The 19,007-nt window shown below is 39.5% G+C and carries 14 protein-coding genes, 2 tRNA genes and 4 pseudogenes; 7 read left to right on the top strand and 13 right to left on the bottom strand.

The window, feature by feature from the left end; genetic code table 11:
- Positions 1 to 119 precede the first annotated feature (119 nt).
- From DYI03_RS02290 to DYI03_RS13565, 11 genes and pseudogenes are all read right to left on the bottom strand, one after another.
- Positions 120 to 1,406 carry an IS1380 family transposase gene (locus DYI03_RS02290; RefSeq protein WP_115367874.1) on the bottom strand — a complete coding sequence of 429 codons (1,287 nt, stop codon included), beginning with the start codon at positions 1,404 to 1,406 and terminating at the stop codon, positions 120 to 122.
- Between the two features lie 136 nt (positions 1,407 to 1,542).
- Positions 1,543 to 2,247: pseudogene (locus DYI03_RS02285) on the bottom strand (IS1634 family transposase); the annotation flags it as partial.
- Between the two features lie 152 nt (positions 2,248 to 2,399).
- Positions 2,400 to 2,747 carry a MobC family plasmid mobilization relaxosome protein gene (locus DYI03_RS02280; protein WP_036869600.1) on the bottom strand — a complete coding sequence of 116 codons (348 nt, stop codon included), beginning with the start codon at positions 2,745 to 2,747 and terminating at the stop codon, positions 2,400 to 2,402.
- Positions 2,748 to 2,890: 143 nt separating this feature from the next.
- Positions 2,891 to 3,781, bottom strand: a pseudogene (locus tag DYI03_RS02275) (toprim domain-containing protein).
- Positions 3,782 to 3,993: 212 nt separating this feature from the next.
- On the bottom strand, positions 3,994 to 5,208 hold the full coding sequence (locus DYI03_RS02270; protein WP_021668065.1) for a virulence-associated E family protein: 1,215 nt from the start codon (positions 5,206 to 5,208) through the stop codon (positions 3,994 to 3,996).
- An 11-nt stretch (positions 5,209 to 5,219) separates the two neighbouring features.
- Entirely contained in the window at positions 5,220 to 5,576 is a 357-nt protein-coding gene (locus DYI03_RS02265; protein WP_021668066.1) for a helix-turn-helix domain-containing protein, read from the bottom strand.
- Positions 5,577 to 5,675: 99 nt separating this feature from the next.
- A pseudogene (locus tag DYI03_RS13885) lies at positions 5,676 to 6,041 on the bottom strand (mobilization protein); the annotation flags it as partial.
- Positions 6,042 to 6,170: 129 nt separating this feature from the next.
- Positions 6,171 to 6,629 carry a DUF6078 family protein gene (locus tag DYI03_RS02255; protein WP_025064813.1) on the bottom strand — a complete coding sequence of 153 codons (459 nt, stop codon included), beginning with the start codon at positions 6,627 to 6,629 and terminating at the stop codon, positions 6,171 to 6,173.
- A 4-nt stretch (positions 6,630 to 6,633) separates the two neighbouring features.
- The gene (locus DYI03_RS02250; RefSeq protein WP_021668069.1) at positions 6,634 to 7,431 is read right to left on the bottom strand and encodes a RipA family octameric membrane protein; all 798 of its coding nucleotides are present in this window, start codon (positions 7,429 to 7,431) and stop codon (positions 6,634 to 6,636) included.
- A gap of 66 nt (positions 7,432 to 7,497) precedes the next feature.
- On the bottom strand, positions 7,498 to 9,402 hold the full coding sequence (dnaK, locus tag DYI03_RS02245) for a molecular chaperone DnaK (RefSeq protein WP_021668070.1): 1,905 nt from the start codon (positions 9,400 to 9,402) through the stop codon (positions 7,498 to 7,500).
- 217 nt (positions 9,403 to 9,619) lie between these two features.
- Positions 9,620 to 9,835 carry a hypothetical protein gene (locus DYI03_RS13565; protein ID WP_081784121.1) on the bottom strand — a complete coding sequence of 72 codons (216 nt, stop codon included), beginning with the start codon at positions 9,833 to 9,835 and terminating at the stop codon, positions 9,620 to 9,622.
- A gap of 234 nt (positions 9,836 to 10,069) precedes the next feature.
- Here DYI03_RS13565 and DYI03_RS02235 point away from each other — a divergent pair, with 234 nt between their 5' ends.
- The gene (locus tag DYI03_RS02235) at positions 10,070 to 11,017 is read left to right on the top strand and encodes an IS30 family transposase (protein WP_115367873.1); all 948 of its coding nucleotides are present in this window, start codon (positions 10,070 to 10,072) and stop codon (positions 11,015 to 11,017) included.
- Positions 11,018 to 11,381: 364 nt separating this feature from the next.
- On the opposite strand, the pseudogene DYI03_RS02230 reads toward DYI03_RS02235, so the two are convergent.
- A pseudogene (locus DYI03_RS02230) lies at positions 11,382 to 11,576 on the bottom strand (IS1380 family transposase); the annotation flags it as partial.
- Between the two features lie 165 nt (positions 11,577 to 11,741).
- On the opposite strand from DYI03_RS02230, the gene DYI03_RS02225 reads away from it, so the two are divergent.
- Entirely contained in the window at positions 11,742 to 12,473 is a 732-nt protein-coding gene (locus tag DYI03_RS02225; protein ID WP_021668169.1) for a hypothetical protein, read from the top strand.
- A 47-nt stretch (positions 12,474 to 12,520) separates the two neighbouring features.
- On the opposite strand, the gene DYI03_RS02220 is transcribed toward DYI03_RS02225, so the two are convergent.
- On the bottom strand, positions 12,521 to 13,756 hold the full coding sequence (locus DYI03_RS02220) for a transposase (RefSeq protein WP_458693110.1): 1,236 nt from the start codon (positions 13,754 to 13,756) through the stop codon (positions 12,521 to 12,523).
- A gap of 382 nt (positions 13,757 to 14,138) precedes the next feature.
- On the opposite strand from DYI03_RS02220, the gene DYI03_RS02215 reads away from it, so the two are divergent.
- From DYI03_RS02215 to asnS, 5 genes are all read left to right on the top strand, one after another.
- Positions 14,139 to 14,213: transfer RNA gene (locus tag DYI03_RS02215), tRNA-Val, on the top strand.
- 48 nt (positions 14,214 to 14,261) lie between these two features.
- A tRNA-Val gene (locus tag DYI03_RS02210) sits at positions 14,262 to 14,336 on the top strand.
- Positions 14,337 to 14,492: 156 nt separating this feature from the next.
- Positions 14,493 to 15,839, top strand: a complete 1,347-nt coding sequence (gene purB / locus DYI03_RS02205; RefSeq protein ID WP_021668376.1) for an adenylosuccinate lyase — start codon at positions 14,493 to 14,495, stop codon at positions 15,837 to 15,839.
- A gap of 122 nt (positions 15,840 to 15,961) precedes the next feature.
- Positions 15,962 to 17,500, top strand: a complete 1,539-nt coding sequence (locus tag DYI03_RS02200) for a pseudouridine synthase (RefSeq protein WP_036869776.1) — start codon at positions 15,962 to 15,964, stop codon at positions 17,498 to 17,500.
- Positions 17,501 to 17,576: 76 nt separating this feature from the next.
- Positions 17,577 to 18,968 (top strand): asparagine--tRNA ligase, encoded by a 1,392-nt coding sequence (asnS, locus tag DYI03_RS02195; RefSeq protein WP_004356406.1) that lies wholly within the window; start codon positions 17,577 to 17,579, stop codon positions 18,966 to 18,968.
- The last annotated feature ends 39 nt before the right edge of the window (positions 18,969 to 19,007 follow it).

Raw genomic sequence — 19,007 nt, 5'->3', positions numbered from 1 at the left:
CTCATTACTGAATTTGCAGATAATTAGAACTGAAATCCCCCACTTCAGCCTACAACATCCCCTTACCCCACAATGCGACTTGAGGCAATACGCAGTATCATACCCATAAATTGTAGGCGTTATCCAAAATCTGTCTGGAACACATCCGCGTAAGCATTGTTACAAGTATAGATATTCAGCACATACTGCCTTGATGTCCTGATCCACTTTGCTGGTACAGAGACAAACCTGAAGACAAGCGCTTTTATGCGGCTTGTTGTATTGAGTCCGAACCTCTTTACATCAAGTCTTTGGATAATGGCCTTGTAGAAGTTACGGATAAGTGCTGTAAGAAGAAGGAACACGGTGTTCTCTGCCATGAAGGATTTGGGCAATCGGTCCCATCCGAAACCATTGTTCATATCATCGAAGATACGTTCCTTTCCCCCTCGAAGGTTATAGAACTCGACAATCTCTCTTACGGAAGATACATAGTCGTTAGTCAGGATACAACGGTATGTGTATTCTCCTTCCCAGAGATCCAATACACCATCCAACCGTTTCTGTCTTTGAATCACAAGTCGGTATGCTTTACCCTTCCACTTTTCAATAAGGATAGAGTTCAATTCGAACTCAATGCCATTGATTTCCTCAGTTTTCCAACCTCTGAGAGCAAAGATTTCATTGTAGAGCGAACTGCAGCGGTTTGCGCGGATATAGAAGGATTTGCAGTGTTCCTCTACTTCTTCTACGATTTCCTCGGAACATGATCCACAGTCAGCTCTGAAACGATTGATAGTAAGGCCGTTCTGTTCAAATCTCTCAAAGAACCTCTTCAGCGTGTCCTTCTGATGAAAACGAACATTTGTGTTGCCATCGCTATTCTCAATGCCAACGATTAAGTCGCCAATAACCGCCACGCCAGGGCGATAACCAGGGAACTTCTTGTATGTAGGCTTTGCATCATACTTCTCTGTCTCTATGAACTGATGGTCGAAATCAACATCATACATCTCGTCCTCTTTCAGTTGGCCAGATGCAAACATACAATTGAGCAGTAAAGTATTGAGAGTGTCAGCCGTGTTGAAATCGTAGTTCTTACCCGTATCTGACGTGTATGAGATGTTTTCTTGCGTCAGCTCCTTTATCGCTCTGAGGATAGTATCAGAGCTACAAGTTCGAAGTGTCGGATGAAGCGAGAGATGGCTCATCAAATGAGTAGTGACATCCTCAACACATGAGCCACCACAGAAGTAGATACTCATGAGTGAACGGATGATTTCGCTGTACTGATAACCGAATGATCTACACCTTAGACCGAGGGTCGAGGCGATTACAGATGACAATGTGGAGTCAAATTGCTCCATGATTGAAAATATTCCTCCAAAAGGAGTGAGTTTATCGGATTTAATATGTATTTTTGCCATGCCATATCAGAGTTTTGCTTGCTTGTTTTGCAACACTAAGATAAGTGAATTCTTTGACATGGCAAAATCCTGGGCAACTTTTTGTTGCTCAGGTACTTAAAAAGTTTAAGTTATAATAGTGTTGCGGAATTAAGGCTATATTAAAAAGGTTATCTGTTACATTGCACAAGTGACATTCTATCTTCTCTTTGAGTTCATAGAGTTTGTCCGTTACCTTGTACAGGGCATTGATACCCGGAGTCCAGTCTTGCGAACCAGTGTAAAGTTCGGCGGCAGCCGAATTATCCCTGAGATAATAATACGAGGAACGTTCAGACACGGCATACACAGTCCGGATGATGAGCGCAGAGAGTGCGGTGTGGATAGAATGGTTGCTCCATCCTTGGTCACGCAGGAACTCTTCCAGTCCCAGCTTATCAATGGTCTGCTTACAGAGCCATTCTGCACCAACATTCCTTGCGTCAGTATGTTCTGCCGTAGCAAGATCGATATAACGTTCAGACTCCTTTCTTGCTTTCTGTTCCTTCTTATCGAATCTATCAATTCCACCTTCCTCTTTCATCCGCTGCCACCACTCATCCGCCTTAGCCTGTTCCAGTTCAGTAAGTCCCTCCAAATGCTTGCCAAATAAAGAATTAGTTCCTCTGTTCTTAAAACGCTCTGTAAGTGCAAAAGCAATCCTTCTCACCTGCAAAGCTGTGAGAGAAGGGTCAAAACCAATATTGAGCAAGATGAGCGAATGTACGTGTCCAGCCACGTCACGATATGACTCTTTTAGTCTATAATAAAGAGTCTTTTCACCAGTTGCCGGATTAAAACGTGTCTGTACATTTGCGTGCATAGGTGCAAAGTAACAAAAAAAAATTGATATGCTGGTGTCCTACAAATCAGATTTACTCCGTATTCAGAAAACGCTACGGCTGATTATTAAGTACTTAGCAAACCTGAAACCCTCAAAACACACTGAAAATTTATGAAAAATAATTATGCCCGTTAAACTTGGGTTAGGATTTCATCAATCTTGCCAATGATGGTTTTATGGAAAGGAGCAACGGCATGAAACCCGTCCGCATTGGCACGATGCGCCAACTGATTAAGGTTGTTTGCTATTCCACACAGCTTACGGATGAAGTCTGCTTGCTCTACGGTCAGTCGCTCAATGACATTTCCTTTATCAAGAACTTTTCTTACAAACTCACTCATGGTTACTCCTGCGCTTTTGGCTTTGCCTTTAAGCGTATAGTAATCCTGCGTATTCAGTTTCACCGTGATACGGTATTTCTTCTTTTCGGCTACGCCCTTGGTTGGACGACCACCTTTTTTATATTCTGTTTTTATCATACTTGTTTCTTTTATTTGATTTGATGGAGACCTGCGGGATAATCCTCTGCAACGGCTGTTAGGAGGTAGAGCAAGTAGTTTTGGTATGCCCAAAACATAAACTTGCTCCCCGACAAACAGATTATACAAAGCAAATTCTACAATCATAGCTTAATCCCTTTGATTCTCTTATTTTCTGCTTTCTCTGAATGTTTGAATTCAGCACATAAATACTCATTTAGGTCTTTATAATTCTGGAAGACGGAAGAGTAGTCTTGAACATCAAAACCTTCTCTTTTAAGTTGTTCTAAAGTTCGCTTTCCTCCTTCATCATTATCTAAATATGAACAGATGAGCTTGTGCTTTGAAAGAAAAAATCTTGACTTTTTGATATTATTAATCGAGTTAAGTATCAGTGCGGCTTTATTCTCTTCATCTGGACTCATCGTAAGCAAACTAAGATAATCCATAAAACCTTCAAACAGATTGATTTATTCTGAGGGATTGGGAACATACGACACATCGGAAGGAGACAAACACCCTTTGAAGTATGGATTGCTCAACGCATACCCATAAGAATTATTTGGAAATCCTATTGCGTAAAAACTCCTATCACCAATCCTATAATGGATTTCTCTACAATATTTTTTCGCAATGTTCAGATTGATTCCTCTATGTGTGAAATATTCTATGAGATTTGGATGACATAAGTTGGTAGAGCCAATAACCTTTATACGTGATTGGTTTGGAGAAATTGTTTTGCTATTAGCTATAGAGAATTTTGGTAGGTTATTTTGTTTGCCATTAAACAACTCTATAGCTTGTATTAAACTGCAATTATGTAATTTCATAACTAAATCTATAAGACTCCCACCTTCATCAAGTGCAAAGTCATACCATAGATTTTGGTTATAATCAACTTTGAAACTTGGAGTATGTTCATTTCGGAATGGACTTTTATACATTCCGTAATAGCCATAATTCTTTATAGGGTATATAGACATACTACCTAAGTAATCTTTAATTGATATTGCTTTAATTTCATCTATTGTCATACTTGTAACTTTTAAGTTTAGTACTTACTACAATGTGATATTCTTGTAAGTCGTTGACTGTGAAAGGAAAATATGTAGTACTTACCTTTCTTGTAGTAATCATTGCATATGATAGGCTGGTAGTAATGAGGTAGTAACACCCTATCTAATAGTTTACTACGGTCTAATCTTTTTTCTTTCAATGCCTTATCCCTCTTTGTAGTAAAGTAGTATTAATAATTTGTATTGTAACTTTGAATAAAGGGATTTGGAACAATCTTGCGTATATGGTAAACATACATTGGATTGCCACCTATCCTTTTGGATTTCCGCAAGAAACCAGCCTTTTTCAAGGCTTCTCCCATTCTCCTTTCACTTAGGTTAAGCGTTGTATATCCACGCAAATAGTTTAGGATTTCAGAAGTGGTCATATAACTCTCTTCGGTTGCTGCTGGCTTTTCCATACCTTTAAGAAGCATTTCATACTCAACAGTCTGCACTTGAAACCCTTCGCTCTCTTGATGCAATTCGGCTATTTCCTCTTCATTGAACCAATAATGATAGTCAACTCTCCACAATTCAACTGCCTCGGAGTACACCTTATTGATATCAATCTCTTTAGCTGCGTCAATATCAATGTGTTCAACTTCAAAAGGTAGAAAGCGACGACTGCCTGTCGGATCTGTTAGAAAATCATTACCATTAACAGATGCCATAAAGCTTGCTAAGTGAGGATACTCCTCAATGTAAGTGTCGTATGGTCTACGATATTTTACTCTTGGTGTCGTTATCAGATTCTTCAATTCATTTTCAACTCTCTTATTGAGTGCCTTTAGCTGGTCGTCAATATTGATAAAAAGGTATTCCGCAATCAGTGTTTGTACATCTTTTCCTTGTGGGTCAATCTTTCCTGTGAAAAGATAACTCTTCAGATCTTCTGGACAGAGTAAATCAAGGAAAGTTGTTTTGAATTTTCCTTGTTCACCTGTAAGAACTAAACATGTATGATTACGACACTGTAAATCATCCATAGCATTGGCTACGACAGCAACCAACCATTTTACAAAGTAGTGTTTCCATTTATCAGGATTTCTCACCACAACACAATTTGCCAACCTTATAATTTCAGACTCATCTTCACCTTTAGGCTTTGGAAGATTCAACAAATACTCACGAATCGGGTTAACTTTATTGCAAAAGTCGCTCTCCAATATTGCTCGAATATTATCTGCTGGAGTATATATTCCCAAAGTCCCATCTACCAGCCGACGCATAGAGTTAATATCATATTTAGTAAGAGGACGGAATGAAGTATTAGAATCTTGTTCTCGAAACTCTGTTCTATTTTTAACTGTATTAAAACGAAAAGCATAATGCTCTTTCAAGAATTGCTCTATGCGTTCATTCTTAGATTGCTTGGCTCGCCCTTCAGTTCTTTCCTTTTCCATAATGCATATATTTATAAAAGGGAAGAATCAGAATGTTTCTCAGAAATAAAAGCTTTTGCCTCCTTGTTGATTTCGGCAACAGTCTTTTTCTTACCTCCTTCAATCCATGCCAACAACTCATCTTCAAAAAAATAGAGATGCTTACCATTCTTATAACAAGGTAGTAAGCGTTTACGTACTAAGGTGTAAACCGTGGGTTTGGCTTTCCCTATAAGTTTACACGCATCATCTATTCCAATAGGAATACGTTTGGGAGGGACAATAGGGGCTTGTCCTTTACATACTAAATTCTTGATTTCAGCAACTTCGCTGACTAAGTGAGCAACTGCCTTTGGCAAGTTCTCAAAAGTGATTTCATTTTGTACCATAATACTTGTTATTGATTTTTACGGTGCAAATGAAAAAAGTGTTTCCTCTGTGTCCTAAGACACTGAAGAAACACTATAAAAACACAATAGGTTTGTGTGTTATTCTGTTATTTGGTGGTCTGAAAGGCTTTGTACAATGGGTATAGTGCCTTTCTTCTCATCATCACAGAGGTGACTTTTTATGCTTCCAACTTCTACATCTTTGAATGTGGTGGCAAAAACCTGCTTGAGGAACTGTGAAATTTCATCTTGTTTGCCTACTCTAAAATGGTTCCATATATTCCAACCAAAATGAAACAGGTCTAAAGCAACTAACCCTTTGATATTAATTGGTTCAATGTGTGATAAGGGAAGCTTAGCAGAGTACAACTTTATATATTCACAAAGCTTGAGCAAATATTTATCTGAAACATAAGGTGCGAACTATAGTTGAGTATATTTAATAGCTATAGCTTTGTTTTGCTCTTTATAAACTAATTATTTTCATAGGAATGAAACCAGAGTTTCAATATGATGAAACTGGAGTTTCGTACTGATGAAATTAGAGTTTCAAGCTGTTGAAACTATCGCTTAGTACCGAGATGATGTTTTGTTTTATACACGTTTGTAGGTACGCATAAGTGTAGGGTATTGTTCTTCATAGCTGTCGAACTCAATTGCAGAACCGTCGTAACCCATGTCTGTGAAGATATCTCTTATCTCCTTTTGCTCACTTTCAGTCAGTACACGTTCCTTTCGTTTAATTCGATAATAGGCTGTGCGCCCAAAGGTGTAGATGAGATTTTGTCGGATATCACTTAAATCAGCCACCCGCACATTGTCATATATTCGTGATATTCCCCATGCAAAACGTTCCTTGCAGTTTGGATCGAAGAGCGGACAAGGCTGCTTGTCTGCAATCACATTCGTGTTCACCATCATATACTGCTCCCGTCCACCTGTTTCGAGCATCGTGTAGGCGGTGTGGCGTAAGCACTGGCTGGCTTTCTCGCAATGAGTACTAGCACAGTGCGCATAGTCGTAGGGTAATTGATTGTATTGTTCAAGGGTCATAGAACTATCGCTTAAATATTCCGCATATTTTTCTTAAGGATGAAGTGATATTTTGGAGTTCATTGCATACGTCTAACTTATCTTCTTGTCTAATCTTGACTCTATCATAATTATAAAAATAGTACACCTTCTCTTTGTTGGTTTTACTAGTATCACTAGACTCTACTATATTTACGTTAGCAACAAAACTTCTACAAAATATAAGTATAAAGCAAAACAGTGCAAAGTCTAAAATACCTACCAATAGTTTTGCTATATCCCAAACGCCAGAACTATTATTTTCAAAATTAAGAAAGACTCCTAAATCTTTTAATAAGATTAGTAACCAACTAAATGTAATAATTAAACTAACCATTTGATTCACTCTCGAAACAGAAAAAGGATACGATTTATTAAATTGTTTCGGATTGTAAACAGTATGCTCGTTAATTTTTATAATGCCAAAAATAGGTTTTCCTAATTCTATACTCAAGTCTTCAATATGAGTTTCCCAATTTTCCTGCCAAAACTTACTTCCTCGGTTTGCCATATACCATAAGAGGGATAACAAGAAACCTAAAGAAGAAAGAAGTAGAAGTAGCCATTCCTTTTCACTATCAGATGGTTCACTTATTGGTAACACTCTATAGTATCCGACAAAAACAGCACCAATAAAAAGCACGAAGTAGCCTGTGCGCTTCCAATATAACTCAATCTCAAATTTTCTTGTATCAAGTGCTATTTGGAATGCCTCTTCTAATTTCTTTTCATCAAAGTTATTGATATAATCTTCCTTTGATATTCCGCCTTTATTCTCTTTCATAGTGTTTGATTAATCTAAAAAGCCCCAATGATATTTCTACCATTGGGGCAAGGTTATAATATTATTTTACTTCACTTCCTCAAAGTCTGCATCTTGGATGGTGTCATCCTGCTTTGGCTGCTCCTGCTGACCAGCATCTGCGCCTGGCTGAGGACCTGCCTGTGGACCAGCTTGGCTGTACATCTGTTGCGAGGCAGCTTGCATTACGGTGTTAAGGTTGTTGATGGCGGTGTCGATAGCGGCTACATCGGCAGCCTTGTGAGCGTCTTTGAGTTGCTGGAGAGCTGACTCAATGCCTGGCTTTTGGTCGGTTGGAATCTTGTCGCCATTATCCTTCAAGAAGTTTTCGGTGGTGAAAATCATTGAGTCGGCTTGGTTGAGCTTATCAATCTTTTCACGTTCTGCCTTGTCGGCTGCTGCATTTTGTTCAGCTTCTGCCTTCATACGGTTAATTTCTTCATCGCTCAAACCGCTTGATGCTTCGATTCGAATGCTTTGTTCCTTGCCCGTAGCCTTATCTTTTGCAGATACGCTGAGGATACCGTTTGCATCAATATCGAATGTTACTTCGATTTGTGGTACACCACGGCGAGCTGGTGCAATGCCTGTAAGATTGAACTGACCGATGCTCTTGTTTTGTGCTGCCATTGGGCGTTCACCTTGAAGAACGTGGATTGTTACCTCTGTTTGGTTGTCGGCAGCGGTTGAGAATACCTCGCTCTTCTTGCAAGGAATGGTTGAGTTGGCATCAATAAGTTTTGTCATCACGCCACCCATTGTTTCGATACCGAGGGTTAATGGAGTAACGTCGAGCAAGACGATGTCGCCCACACCGCTTTCCTTATTAAGGATAGCACCTTGGATAGCAGCACCTATGGCTACCACTTCGTCAGGGTTTACGCCCTTTGAAGGTTCTTTACCAAAATAGTTCTTTACCAATGTTTGTACGGCTGGAATACGGCTTGATCCACCTACGAGGATTACTTCGTCAATGTCAGATGTTTGCAATTTGGCATCACGAATAGCGTTTTGGCAAGGTACAAGACAAGCTTGAATCAAGCCATGTGCCAATTGTTCGAACTGCGCACGAGTCAAACTCTTTACCAAGTGCTTTGGCATACCGCCTTCAGCTGTGATGTAAGGCAAGTTGATTTCAGTTGTTGTTGTACTTGAAAGTTCAATCTTTGCCTTTTCAGCAGCTTCCTTCAAACGTTGCATTGCCATTGGGTCTTTGGTCAAATCGATACCTTCGGCAGCCTTGAAATCGTTAGCCAACCAGTCTATGATAACTTGGTCGAAATCATCACCACCTAAGTGAGTATCACCGTTTGTAGACAACACTTCGAACACACCACCACCGAACTCAAGAATTGAAATATCGAATGTACCACCACCGAGGTCAAACACTGCAATCTTCATATCCTTGTTAGCCTTGTCCACACCATAAGCGAGGGCTGCTGCGGTTGGTTCGTTTACGATACGTTGAACGTTCAAACCAGCGATTTGTCCAGCTTCCTTTGTTGCTTGACGTTGTGAGTCAGAGAAATAAGCAGGCACGGTGATAACAGCGTCTGTAACTTCTTGACCTAAGTAATCTTCTGCGGTCTTCTTCATCTTCTGAAGCACCATTGCAGAGATTTCCTGTGGAGTGTATTTGCGGTCGTCAATCTGAACACGTGGGTAACCACCTTCGTTTACAACATTGAATGGCACACGGTCGTTTTCTTTTGCACACTGAGCGTAAGTTTCGCCCATAAAACGCTTGATAGAGTAAACCGTCTTTTGTGGATTGGTGATAGCTTGACGCTTTGCAGGGTCGCCCACTTTGCGTTCGCCACCTTCAACAAAACCAATCACAGAAGGAGTTGTACGTTTACCTTCACTATTTGCAATTACAACAGGCTCGTTGCCTTCAAACACTGCAACACAAGAGTTTGTTGTTCCTAAGTCGATACCAATAATCTTTCCCATAATTTATATTTTTTATTTTTATTTATTTCGTTTTCTATTGTTGCAGCTTCCTTTCATTGCTGCCTTCGCCTTATTTATTACAAACGATATGCCAAGTGTGCCAAAGTGGAAAGAATGCGACATCTTGTCAGTCGCACTAGGACAACATTTTACAAAACAGGCTATTTTGCATCGCAAAACAGTAGCTTTTGTCCGTCAAAACCTATTGTTTGGCATTTCAAAACAATTTGGAGTCGAAAAAGACTTCGGTAACGAGCATAAAGAAGGTGTCCTGCTCAAGAAAGGAGAAAGGCAGGTGTGCCCAGCCAGGAAAGTAACCGTAATCACCTTTATAAGAATATGTTGCATCGTATTTGTGCGCAGGAATAAACTGGTGGTCAAAGTCTAAATTAACGTTGCTTCCTTCGTGTGTCAAACCAAGATGCTTAACCATCGTCAGAAGAAGTTAGTTTAATTTCTCAGCCTTATTAAACCGTAAGTTCAATATAGAACTGCAACAAAATATGGCGTAACTCTTAATAATCTATGCCATAAAACACCGAGGGGTTTGGGGGCGAGTAGCCACCAAGATAGCCGCCGCCAATAGTGAATAACAACTAGCAATACGATAAAAAAGAAAAGGAGACTCTAACGAATCTCCCTGAAATCAATTAATTTTGTATTGCTTATGTATAAACAACTGACTTCGGGGCAAAGATACACAATTTCTATCTTACTCCAAAAGAAAACACCAAAAAGTGAAATAGCAGAGTTAATCGGGGTAGACCGTAGTACGGTTTATCGTGAAATAAAACGCAATAGTGGTAAACAAGGTAAATATAATGCGGAGACAGCCCAAGCTAATGCTGTCTATCGAAAGCATCGTAATCCTGGCAACCATACTATAAAGAAAGAAGTATGGAAGGAAGTAATCCGTTTATTGGTAGAAGAACAATGGTCTCCCGAACAAATCTCTAACGTATTGAGAAAAAGAGAGATGAAGATTTCTTATGAAACTATTTACAAGCTAATCCGCAAGGATAAAAGAAATGGAGGCTGCCTTTATAAGTACTGTCGATACAGGCTAAAACACAGAAACAGACCTGTTGGGGGTAAGCGTACAACAATCCTAAACAGGACGTCTATTGCTGAACGACCAAAAGAAGCTGACGGGACAAGATTTGGCGACTGGGAATTGGATACTATTGTTGGAAAAGGAAACAAAGGAGTTATCGTTACGCTCGTAGAGAGGCAGACGAACTATATCCTCATAAGAAAGTCGAACAAAGGAAAGGATGCGGACGAGGTTGCAGATATAGTTGTAAAACTATTGATGCCATTTAAGGATACCCTCAAAAGTATAACTACAGACAATGGTACAGAGTTTGCAAATCACCAGTATATTACAAAGAAATTAGGCGTTACGGTCTATTTTGCCGACCCACATTCGCCGTGGCAGAAACCGCTCATTGAAAATCAAAATGCATTAATAAGGCAATTCATACCAAAGGGAACAGATTTTGACAACATAACACATCAACAAAATGCAAAAATACAATATAAAATTAACACAAGACCAAGAAAAAAATTGGATTATAAGACACCACAAGAATGCTTTTACGGCAATATAGTGTAAATTTGCACTTGCTAGTTGAATTCACCAACTTATAGGTGTGCTTGGATTTATAACAAGTGTAAACCACATTTGCTTCCTTAAGTTCTTTTAAACCAATAGAAAAATTCCTCTGAAATAATGGTTAATATGCTTTTATTTTCAAAACCTATTGTTTTGAGCTCCCAAATAGCCTATTTTGAATGCCAAAACAATAGGTTTTAAAATTCACTTGTATTTGATATGAGCAAGAACATAAAAATAGGTTCATCAGGAATTATGTCGATACAAAAGAAATTGAACGAAAGACCGAGAGAAAAATTAAACTTTTCTACTCCAAAGTGTGAATTCTTCAAATACGTTTTATAATTTTGCACTTGCTGGTTGACTCTGCGCCGCACAAACAGCTATAAAACAGCGATGAAATAATATCACTATATTGGAATGCCGTACCTGTACTGCCACGCTGACCAAGCGAGGAATCAATAATTTGATTGAGTCCAAGTTTGGAAAAAACATTCATTACGTGAAAAATTCCACCAAAAGAGGTTATTTTGTCAGATTTTATTGCTACTTTTGTCATGTCAGTTGATTTATTGTTTTACATGTTTGATAGCACTAAGATAAGTGAATTTTCTGACATACGCAAGTGTTTGAATACTTTTATGTATCAGGCACTTGCATTTCTTGCAAGCAAAAACGCTGCGGAAATAAGGGAAGGAGGAAATAAGATTCATTTTTGACAATAATGAAACATATACATATAATAAAATTATTGCTAATATCCTCATTATTAGTATCATGCCGAAATAATAATGTTAAAGAGATTCTAACCGGGGATAGATATAGATATTGGTATAATGAAAGTGATACAATACTTAATCTTCCTTTATACTTAATTTTTAACAAAGATGGACAATTGCAAGTAAAAAGTCAAGACGAAAGGGGGAGATTACAGGACTTTGTTTTCTCCCATGATGTAGAATGGGCTCATCGTTGGAGTATAAAAAATGACACATTACTATATATGGGATTGTATGATAATTATTTCGTTATATCAAGGTATAATGATTCTATGGTCATCCTTACACAGAATAACCAAAATATAGTATTACATGCGATTAGAGATCCTCGTATGTTTATACAAAACATTCACGCTAAGAGAAAAAATATTATTGATAGTATTCAATGTATAAATTATGATATACGAATTGATAGAATATGCCCTAATGGCAACAATTATATTCTAAAAGATATTTCTTCCTCAGTTGAGATAAGCAAAGCAGATATGAATATCATAACTCCCCAAAGAGGAGACCGTTTAGTCAAAGAAAAGAATTATGTATTGTTGAATAGAATAACTAATGATTCAATTTATCTATATCGATATACTGTTTTAGGAGAGCATCCTGTTTTATCGATTCTCCAAAGTGGAGAAAAAAAGAATTTCATACAAAGAAATGGGATTTATCAGAGATAAGTGCATTGCTTCTAAAATCAATAGTTCGTTAAAATTTGAGTATATGGCTACGCAGCCTTAGGCTGCCAGCCAATGAGTTCTTTGACAATCTTACTAATTAAAGTTCGGTTCGGTCGGCATCGGGACATGTCGAAAATTAATTTCGTATAGTTCGCATTGAACATCAATGACTTAACTTTTGCCATGGAATTGTCCATGCCATTGTCTTTCATGAAGACCTTGGCGGCATTCAGTGAGGCGAACGATGCGTTAAACGCAAAGTCCAACTGTCTCTTGTGTCTTGCCTGACAATCCATAAGTCCCGTAAACTGCTTGCTGTCGCGATAGCAGAACTCTATCTGGAAACGAGTGCGGTATGTCTTCAATACTTCCTCACCCGTCATTGAGAGTTTTGTCGAGAAGAACAACTTGCACTTTCCACCTGGCATTCGCCAGATGACAAGTCGCACCCTCTTCTTCAGAGCCTTGGCATAAGCCTCGAGGGTGTACGCCTTTCCGTCCAGTCCATCAATGTGCAGTTCTTCCATGCATGAGAGGTTGAGGTTTGCCAAGTCAATCTTGTCTCCCTTGACTCTTGGTCGTCCACGCCTCTTTTCCCTCTTGGGAATGTAATGCAGGCAAGCGTTGTCACGGAAGCGGCTGACCAGATAGAAGCCAAGCTCCGATATGCCCTTCTCGAACGTGGATGTGGAGAAGAATGCATCAGCCACTACTATATCAGTGATACTCAGAAGTTTCTTTGAATACCGCTTCATAACACTGATGTAATATTCAACGAGTGTCTTGTTCCTCATCTTCAGCGCGGAGTTCCCTATTGTCTGATGGGCACGCAGCATCATGCACTTGTTGTTGGCAACATCCAGCAAGCCGATGCCCATGATTTCAAATCCGTGTTTCACCGCCCTTGCACATCCCGACCAGAACCGTCCGATATGAGGAATCTTCTTCCCGGCCTTGCTGATATAGCACGGGTCTATAGCAATGGCAAGTAAGCCATCCATGTCCAACACACGCCTTGCAAGAGACAGGTTCAACAGAAGCCAATCGATGCAGTCTTTCTTCTTGCGGTTGAAATTCTGACGATAGGTCTGCTCGCCATGCTTGCCGTAGCGAGCCATCTGTGTGAAGTTTATCTTTCTGGGTAGAATCATATATAAAGTCAGTATCTCGATGAGCAGAGTCTGGAAAGTTTTTGCTAACTTTGCACCAGATTCTTTCATTGATGCACGGATTGCATTCTTGAGGATCTCCTCATATTGGCTAAGTGGTTCTGAAATCATCATACTTTTAAAATCTTAAATCAACTATAAAGGTACTGAAAATCAGACACTTAGCCAAATTTATTTAGTTATATTTTGTTAATCAACTCGTTCATTTTTAAACAATTATGCGATTATTAACAGAGTGTTGGTCAATAAGACTCATTTAATTTCTACTTCGGTAGATAAGACGAAATCATCAAAGTGCAAAACGGGTAGATAAGACTCATTTAATTTTTACTTACCCCAATTCGGGATAAGAAATTGGGGTAATATTTTGTAATTTTGCACTTGCTGGTTTACTTTGCTTTACTAAATATTTTCATGGCACGTATAAAAAAGTAGAGTAAAAATTTGGAATTTAAAGATTATATACCTATCTTTGCACCCGCTTACTGAAAAGTAAGGGCGTTTAGCTCAGTTGGTTTAGAGCATCTGCCTTACAAGCAGAGGGTCGGCGGTTCGAATCCGTCAACGCCCACAGGGGTGTTCCCTGTGGTCTTTCGGGGTTGCAGGGATATTTTTTAGAGGGCGTTTAGCTCAGTTGGTTTAGAGCATCTGCCTTACAAGCAGAGGGTCGGCGGTTCGAATCCGTCAACGCCCACGTTAAGTAATAGAGGTTACCTTGCAACGAAACGTTGTGAGGTATTTTGTTTTTATAAACAATCAGAGCCTCAATTTTACAAAATATTATTAGAATTTATTGCTACCAATTCATTTTAAATAGCTAATTTTGCATATTGAATAATAAAACATACTTATGGTGCTTGATGTATTAACCGCCGTGTCGCCCGTAGATGGGCGTTATAGAGGCAAAACCGAAAAACTCGCAAACTATTTTTCAGAATTTGCACTCATACAATATAGAGTAAGAGTGGAAATTGAATATTTCATCAGCTTGTGCGAACTGCCATTGCCGCAGTTGGCTGATTTCGATAAAACTTTATTCAAAAAGCTACGCGACATCTATCATAACTTCACCGAAGAGGATGCGGCAAGGGTGAAAGATATTGAAAAAGTAACCAATCACGACGTAAAAGCAGTAGAATACTTTATAAAAGAGGAGTTCGACAAGATTGGAGGTCTCGACTCATATAAAGAATTTATCCACTTTGGATTGACATCGCAAGATATCAACAATACCAGTGTGCCACTTTCTATTAAGGAAGCCCTCACAGAAGTATACTACCCACAAGTAGAAGAGTTGATAGCACAATTGGAAGCCTATGCTGAAGAATGGAAAGACGTGCCAATGCTTGCTAAAACACACGGACAACCAGCTTCGCCAACACGATTGGGCAAAGAAATAGAAGTGTTTGTTTATCGCCTGAAAGAGCAATTAGAAACATTGAAAAGTTGCAAGCTAACTGCAAAATTTGGCGGTGCAACAGGTAATTTTAATGCACATCATGTGGCTTATCCTAAGTATGATTGGAAAACATTCGGCAATACATTTGTAAGCAAGCACCTTGGATTGGAACGCGAGCAATGGACAACGCAAATAAGCAACTATGACCACTTGGGAAGTATCTTCGATGCCATGCGCAGAATTAACACAATCGTCATCGACCTTAACCGAGATTTCTGGATTTACATTTCTATGGAATACTTTAAACAAAAGATTAAGGCAGGTGAAGTTGGCTCAAGTGCAATGCCTCACAAGGTAAATCCTATCGATTTCGAAAACAGTGAAGGCAACATGGGTATAGCAAACGCAGTTTTACAGTTCTTGGCACAAAAGTTACCAGTAAGCCGTTTGCAACGCGACCTCACCGATTCTACCGTTTTACGCAATATTGGTGTACCTTTCGGACATGGTATCATCGCTATTCAAAGCACATTGAAAGGATTGCGAAAACTCATATTGAACCAAGAAAAGCTAACAGCCGACTTGGAACAAACATGGGCTGTAGTGGCAGAAGCCATACAAACTATATTGCGTAGAGAGGCTTACCCACACCCATACGAAGCATTAAAAGCATTGACACGTACTAATCAACAAATGACCGCAGAAAGTATTCACGAGTTCATTCAAGCCCTAAACGTGAGTGAAGATGTGAAAAAAGAATTGATGGATATTACACCATTAAATTATACAGGCATTTAAAAATTAGGCGAAAACACAATGACTAAACATTGTTTTCTGAAAACATTATTAAGAAATAAATAATATAAGAAAAAGAATAAACGGCCGGGAGGCTAAATATAAATTTAAAAAAACAAAAAACTATGACAGAAGAACTTGAAAACAAAGAAGGCTTATCTGAACAGAGTGAGAATAACCGTGATGGCTACTCATCTGCAGGACATAGCTATTATGAAAGAAGTTACAACAGTACAGGACGTCCACAACGTCCACGCATTCAGTCGCAGCGCGCATACGGAATAGACCGTGAAAACAACACCGAAGAAGGAGGATTCCGTCCAGAAGGATTCGGTTCAAATCTTCAAGGGAATACTGGTGCAGAACGTCAAGGAGGCTATCGCCCACGCACAAACAGCTATGGCAATAACTATCAAAATCGCCAAGGTGGTTATCAAAATCGCCAACAAGGTGGCTATCGCCCACGTTACAATAACAGCGAAGGTCAAGAAGGTGGCTATCAAAGTCGTGGAGGCTATAACAACCGTCAGGGTGGTTATCAAAATCGCCCACAACAAGGTGGTTATCGTCCACGCTACAACAATGGGGAAGAACAAGAAGGCGGTTATCCAAATCGCCAACAAGGTGGTTATCGCCCACGCTACAACAACGGCGAAGGTCAAGAAGGTGGCTATCAAAGTCGTGGAGGCTATAATAACAATCGTCAAGGAGGTTACAACAATCGTCAAGGAGGTTACAACAATCGTGGCGGCTACAACAATCGTCAAGGCGGTGGCTATCAAAATCGTGGTGGCTATAACAACAATCGTCAAGGAGGTTACAACAACAATCGTGGCGGTTATGGACAACAAGGTGGCTATCGCCAACATAGTGCCGATTACGACCCAAATGCAAAATATTCGCTCAAAAAGCGCATAGAATATAAAGAAGAAAACTTCGACCCTAATGAACCATTGCGCTTGAATAAGTATCTTGCCAATGCAGGAGTTTGCTCACGTCGTGAAGCAGACGAATTTATCCAAGCAGGTGTCGTTACAGTAAATGGAGAAGTAGTAAATGAACTAGGAACAAAGATTTTGCGTTCTGATGTTATCACTTTCAAAGGTCAACCTGTAACCTTAGAAAAGAAAGTTTATGTTCTTTTGAACAAGCCAAAGGATTATGTTACAACCAGCGATGACCCACAACAACGCAAAACAGTTATGGATCTCGTAAAGGGAATTTGCCCAGAACGTATCTACCCAGTAGGTCGTTTGGACAGAAATACTACTGGTGTATTGCTCCTTACTAACGATGGCGACCTTGCAAGTAAACTCACCCACCCTAAGTTCTTGAAGAAAAAGGTTTACCACGTTTACTTGGATAAGCCTGCAACTCCACAAACTTTACAACAAATATCTGATGGTATTGAGTTGGAAGATGGTGAAATTAAGGCTGATGCCATAGAATACGCAGACTCACTCGACCAAAGTCAAGTAGGAATCGAAATTCATAGCGGTAAGAATCGCATTGTTCGCCGTATTTTCGAAAGCCTTGGCTATCGTGTAATAAAACTCGACCGTGTACAATTTGCAGGTCTTACAAAGAAGAATCTCCGCCGTGGCGACTGGCGTTTCCTCACCGAACAAGAGGTAGACATGTTGCGTATGGGAGCTTTCGAATAAATAAACTATCTTTCTCATGTAGTATTTGGCAAGCCAAAATAAACTGCATGGGAAGATTTTAATAAACTAAACATAAATGAAAAGAACAAAAGTCGTCGATGCTTTAAGTTGCACCGACTTTGGAAAAGATATAAATGTTAGAGGGTGGGTGCGTTCTCACCGTAGCAGTAAAGCTGTCGATTTCATTGCATTAAACGACGGTTCTACCATAAAGAATATCCAAGTGGTTGTCGACCCTAATTCAATGGACGCAGAAACATTGAAAAGCATTACAACAGGTGCTTGTATCAGTGTCAATGGCGTACTTGTAGAAAGCCAAGGTAAAGGACAAACCTCTGAAATTCAATGCAAAGAAATTGAAATTTATGGTCTTTGCCCAAGCGATTACCCTATGCAAAAAAAGGGTCAAAGCTTCGAATATATGCGTAAATACGGGCACATGCGCTTGCGTACCAATACTTTTGGAGCTGTATTCCGCATTCGCCACCATATGGCAATGGCTATTCACCAATATTTCCACGAACATGGTTTCTACTATTTCCACACTCCGCTCATCACAGGTAGCGATGCCGAAGGAGCAGGAAATATGTTCCAAGTTACTACACTCGACTTAGACCGTGTGGCAAAAGCAGGTGAAGTAGACTATAATGCAGACTTCTTTGGTAAGAAAACCCACCTCACAGTGTCAGGACAATTGGAAGGTGAACTCGGAGCAACATCGCTCGGAGCTATCTATACTTTCGGTCCTACATTCCGTGCAGAAAATTCTAACACACCACGACACTTGGCTGAGTTTTGGATGGTAGAACCTGAAGTAGCTTTTATCGACCAACAAGAGTTAATGGACTTGGAAGAAGACTTCATTAAATACTGTGTTCGTTGGGCATTGAATAATTGCAAGGACGACTTAGAGTTCCTCAACCAAATGATTGATAAGGAACTTATTGCTCGTCTTGAAGGTGTTCTCAAAGATACTTTTGTACGCTTGACCTACACTGAAGGATTTGAAATTTTAAAGAAAGCACAAGAAAGTGGCGTTAAATTCGAATTCCCTGTGTCTGAATGGGGCATGGATTTAAGTAGCGAACACGAACGTTATTTGGTGGAAAAGCACTTTAAGCGTCCAGTAATCATGACCGATTACCCAAGCCAAATTAAGTCGTTCTACATGAAAAAGAACGCTGATGGAAAAACAATGCAAGGTACTGATGTACTTTTCCCACGCATTGGCGAAATCATTGGCGGCTCTGTGCGTGAAGAGAGTTATGAAAAACTGCTTAACGAAATCCAAAGTCGTGGCATGAAAGAAGAAGTTTACGATTGGTATCTCGATACCCGCAAGTACGGAACTTGTCCTCATGGCGGTTTCGGTCTTGGTTTCGAACGTCTTATTCTCTTCGTAACAGGTATGCAAAACATTCGTGATGTTATTCCTTTTGCACGTACTCCAAAGAACGCAGAATTCTAATTTATAACAAATTTCATCAATATAAAGGCTGCAAAGATT

The sequence above is a fragment of the Prevotella disiens genome, from assembly GCF_900454955.1.
GTDB lineage: Bacteria > Bacteroidota > Bacteroidia > Bacteroidales > Bacteroidaceae > Prevotella > Prevotella disiens.
The sequence above is the reverse complement of the archived record's forward strand: the minus strand, read 5'-3'. Positions and strand labels throughout refer to the sequence as shown.

Coding starts and splice junctions, on each gene's coding strand:
- DYI03_RS02290 (WP_115367874.1), bottom strand. CDS start 1,406: ATGGCAAAAATACATATTAAATCCGATAAACTCACTCCTTTTGGAGGA.
- DYI03_RS02280 (WP_036869600.1), bottom strand. CDS start 2,747: ATGATAAAAACAGAATATAAAAAAGGTGGTCGTCCAACCAAGGGCGTA.
- DYI03_RS02270 (WP_021668065.1), bottom strand. CDS start 5,208: ATGGAAAAGGAAAGAACTGAAGGGCGAGCCAAGCAATCTAAGAATGAA.
- DYI03_RS02265 (WP_021668066.1), bottom strand. CDS start 5,576: ATGGTACAAAATGAAATCACTTTTGAGAACTTGCCAAAGGCAGTTGCT.
- DYI03_RS02255 (WP_025064813.1), bottom strand. CDS start 6,629: ATGACCCTTGAACAATACAATCAATTACCCTACGACTATGCGCACTGT.
- DYI03_RS02250 (WP_021668069.1), bottom strand. CDS start 7,431: ATGAAAGAGAATAAAGGCGGAATATCAAAGGAAGATTATATCAATAAC.
- dnaK (WP_021668070.1), bottom strand. CDS start 9,402: ATGGGAAAGATTATTGGTATCGACTTAGGAACAACAAACTCTTGTGTT.
- DYI03_RS13565 (WP_081784121.1), bottom strand. CDS start 9,835: ATGGTTAAGCATCTTGGTTTGACACACGAAGGAAGCAACGTTAATTTA.
- DYI03_RS02235 (WP_115367873.1), top strand. CDS start 10,070: ATGTATAAACAACTGACTTCGGGGCAAAGATACACAATTTCTATCTTA.
- DYI03_RS02225 (WP_021668169.1), top strand. CDS start 11,742: ATGAAACATATACATATAATAAAATTATTGCTAATATCCTCATTATTA.
- DYI03_RS02220 (WP_458693110.1), bottom strand. CDS start 13,756: ATGATGATTTCAGAACCACTTAGCCAATATGAGGAGATCCTCAAGAAT.
- purB (WP_021668376.1), top strand. CDS start 14,493: ATGGTGCTTGATGTATTAACCGCCGTGTCGCCCGTAGATGGGCGTTAT.
- DYI03_RS02200 (WP_036869776.1), top strand. CDS start 15,962: ATGACAGAAGAACTTGAAAACAAAGAAGGCTTATCTGAACAGAGTGAG.
- asnS (WP_004356406.1), top strand. CDS start 17,577: ATGAAAAGAACAAAAGTCGTCGATGCTTTAAGTTGCACCGACTTTGGA.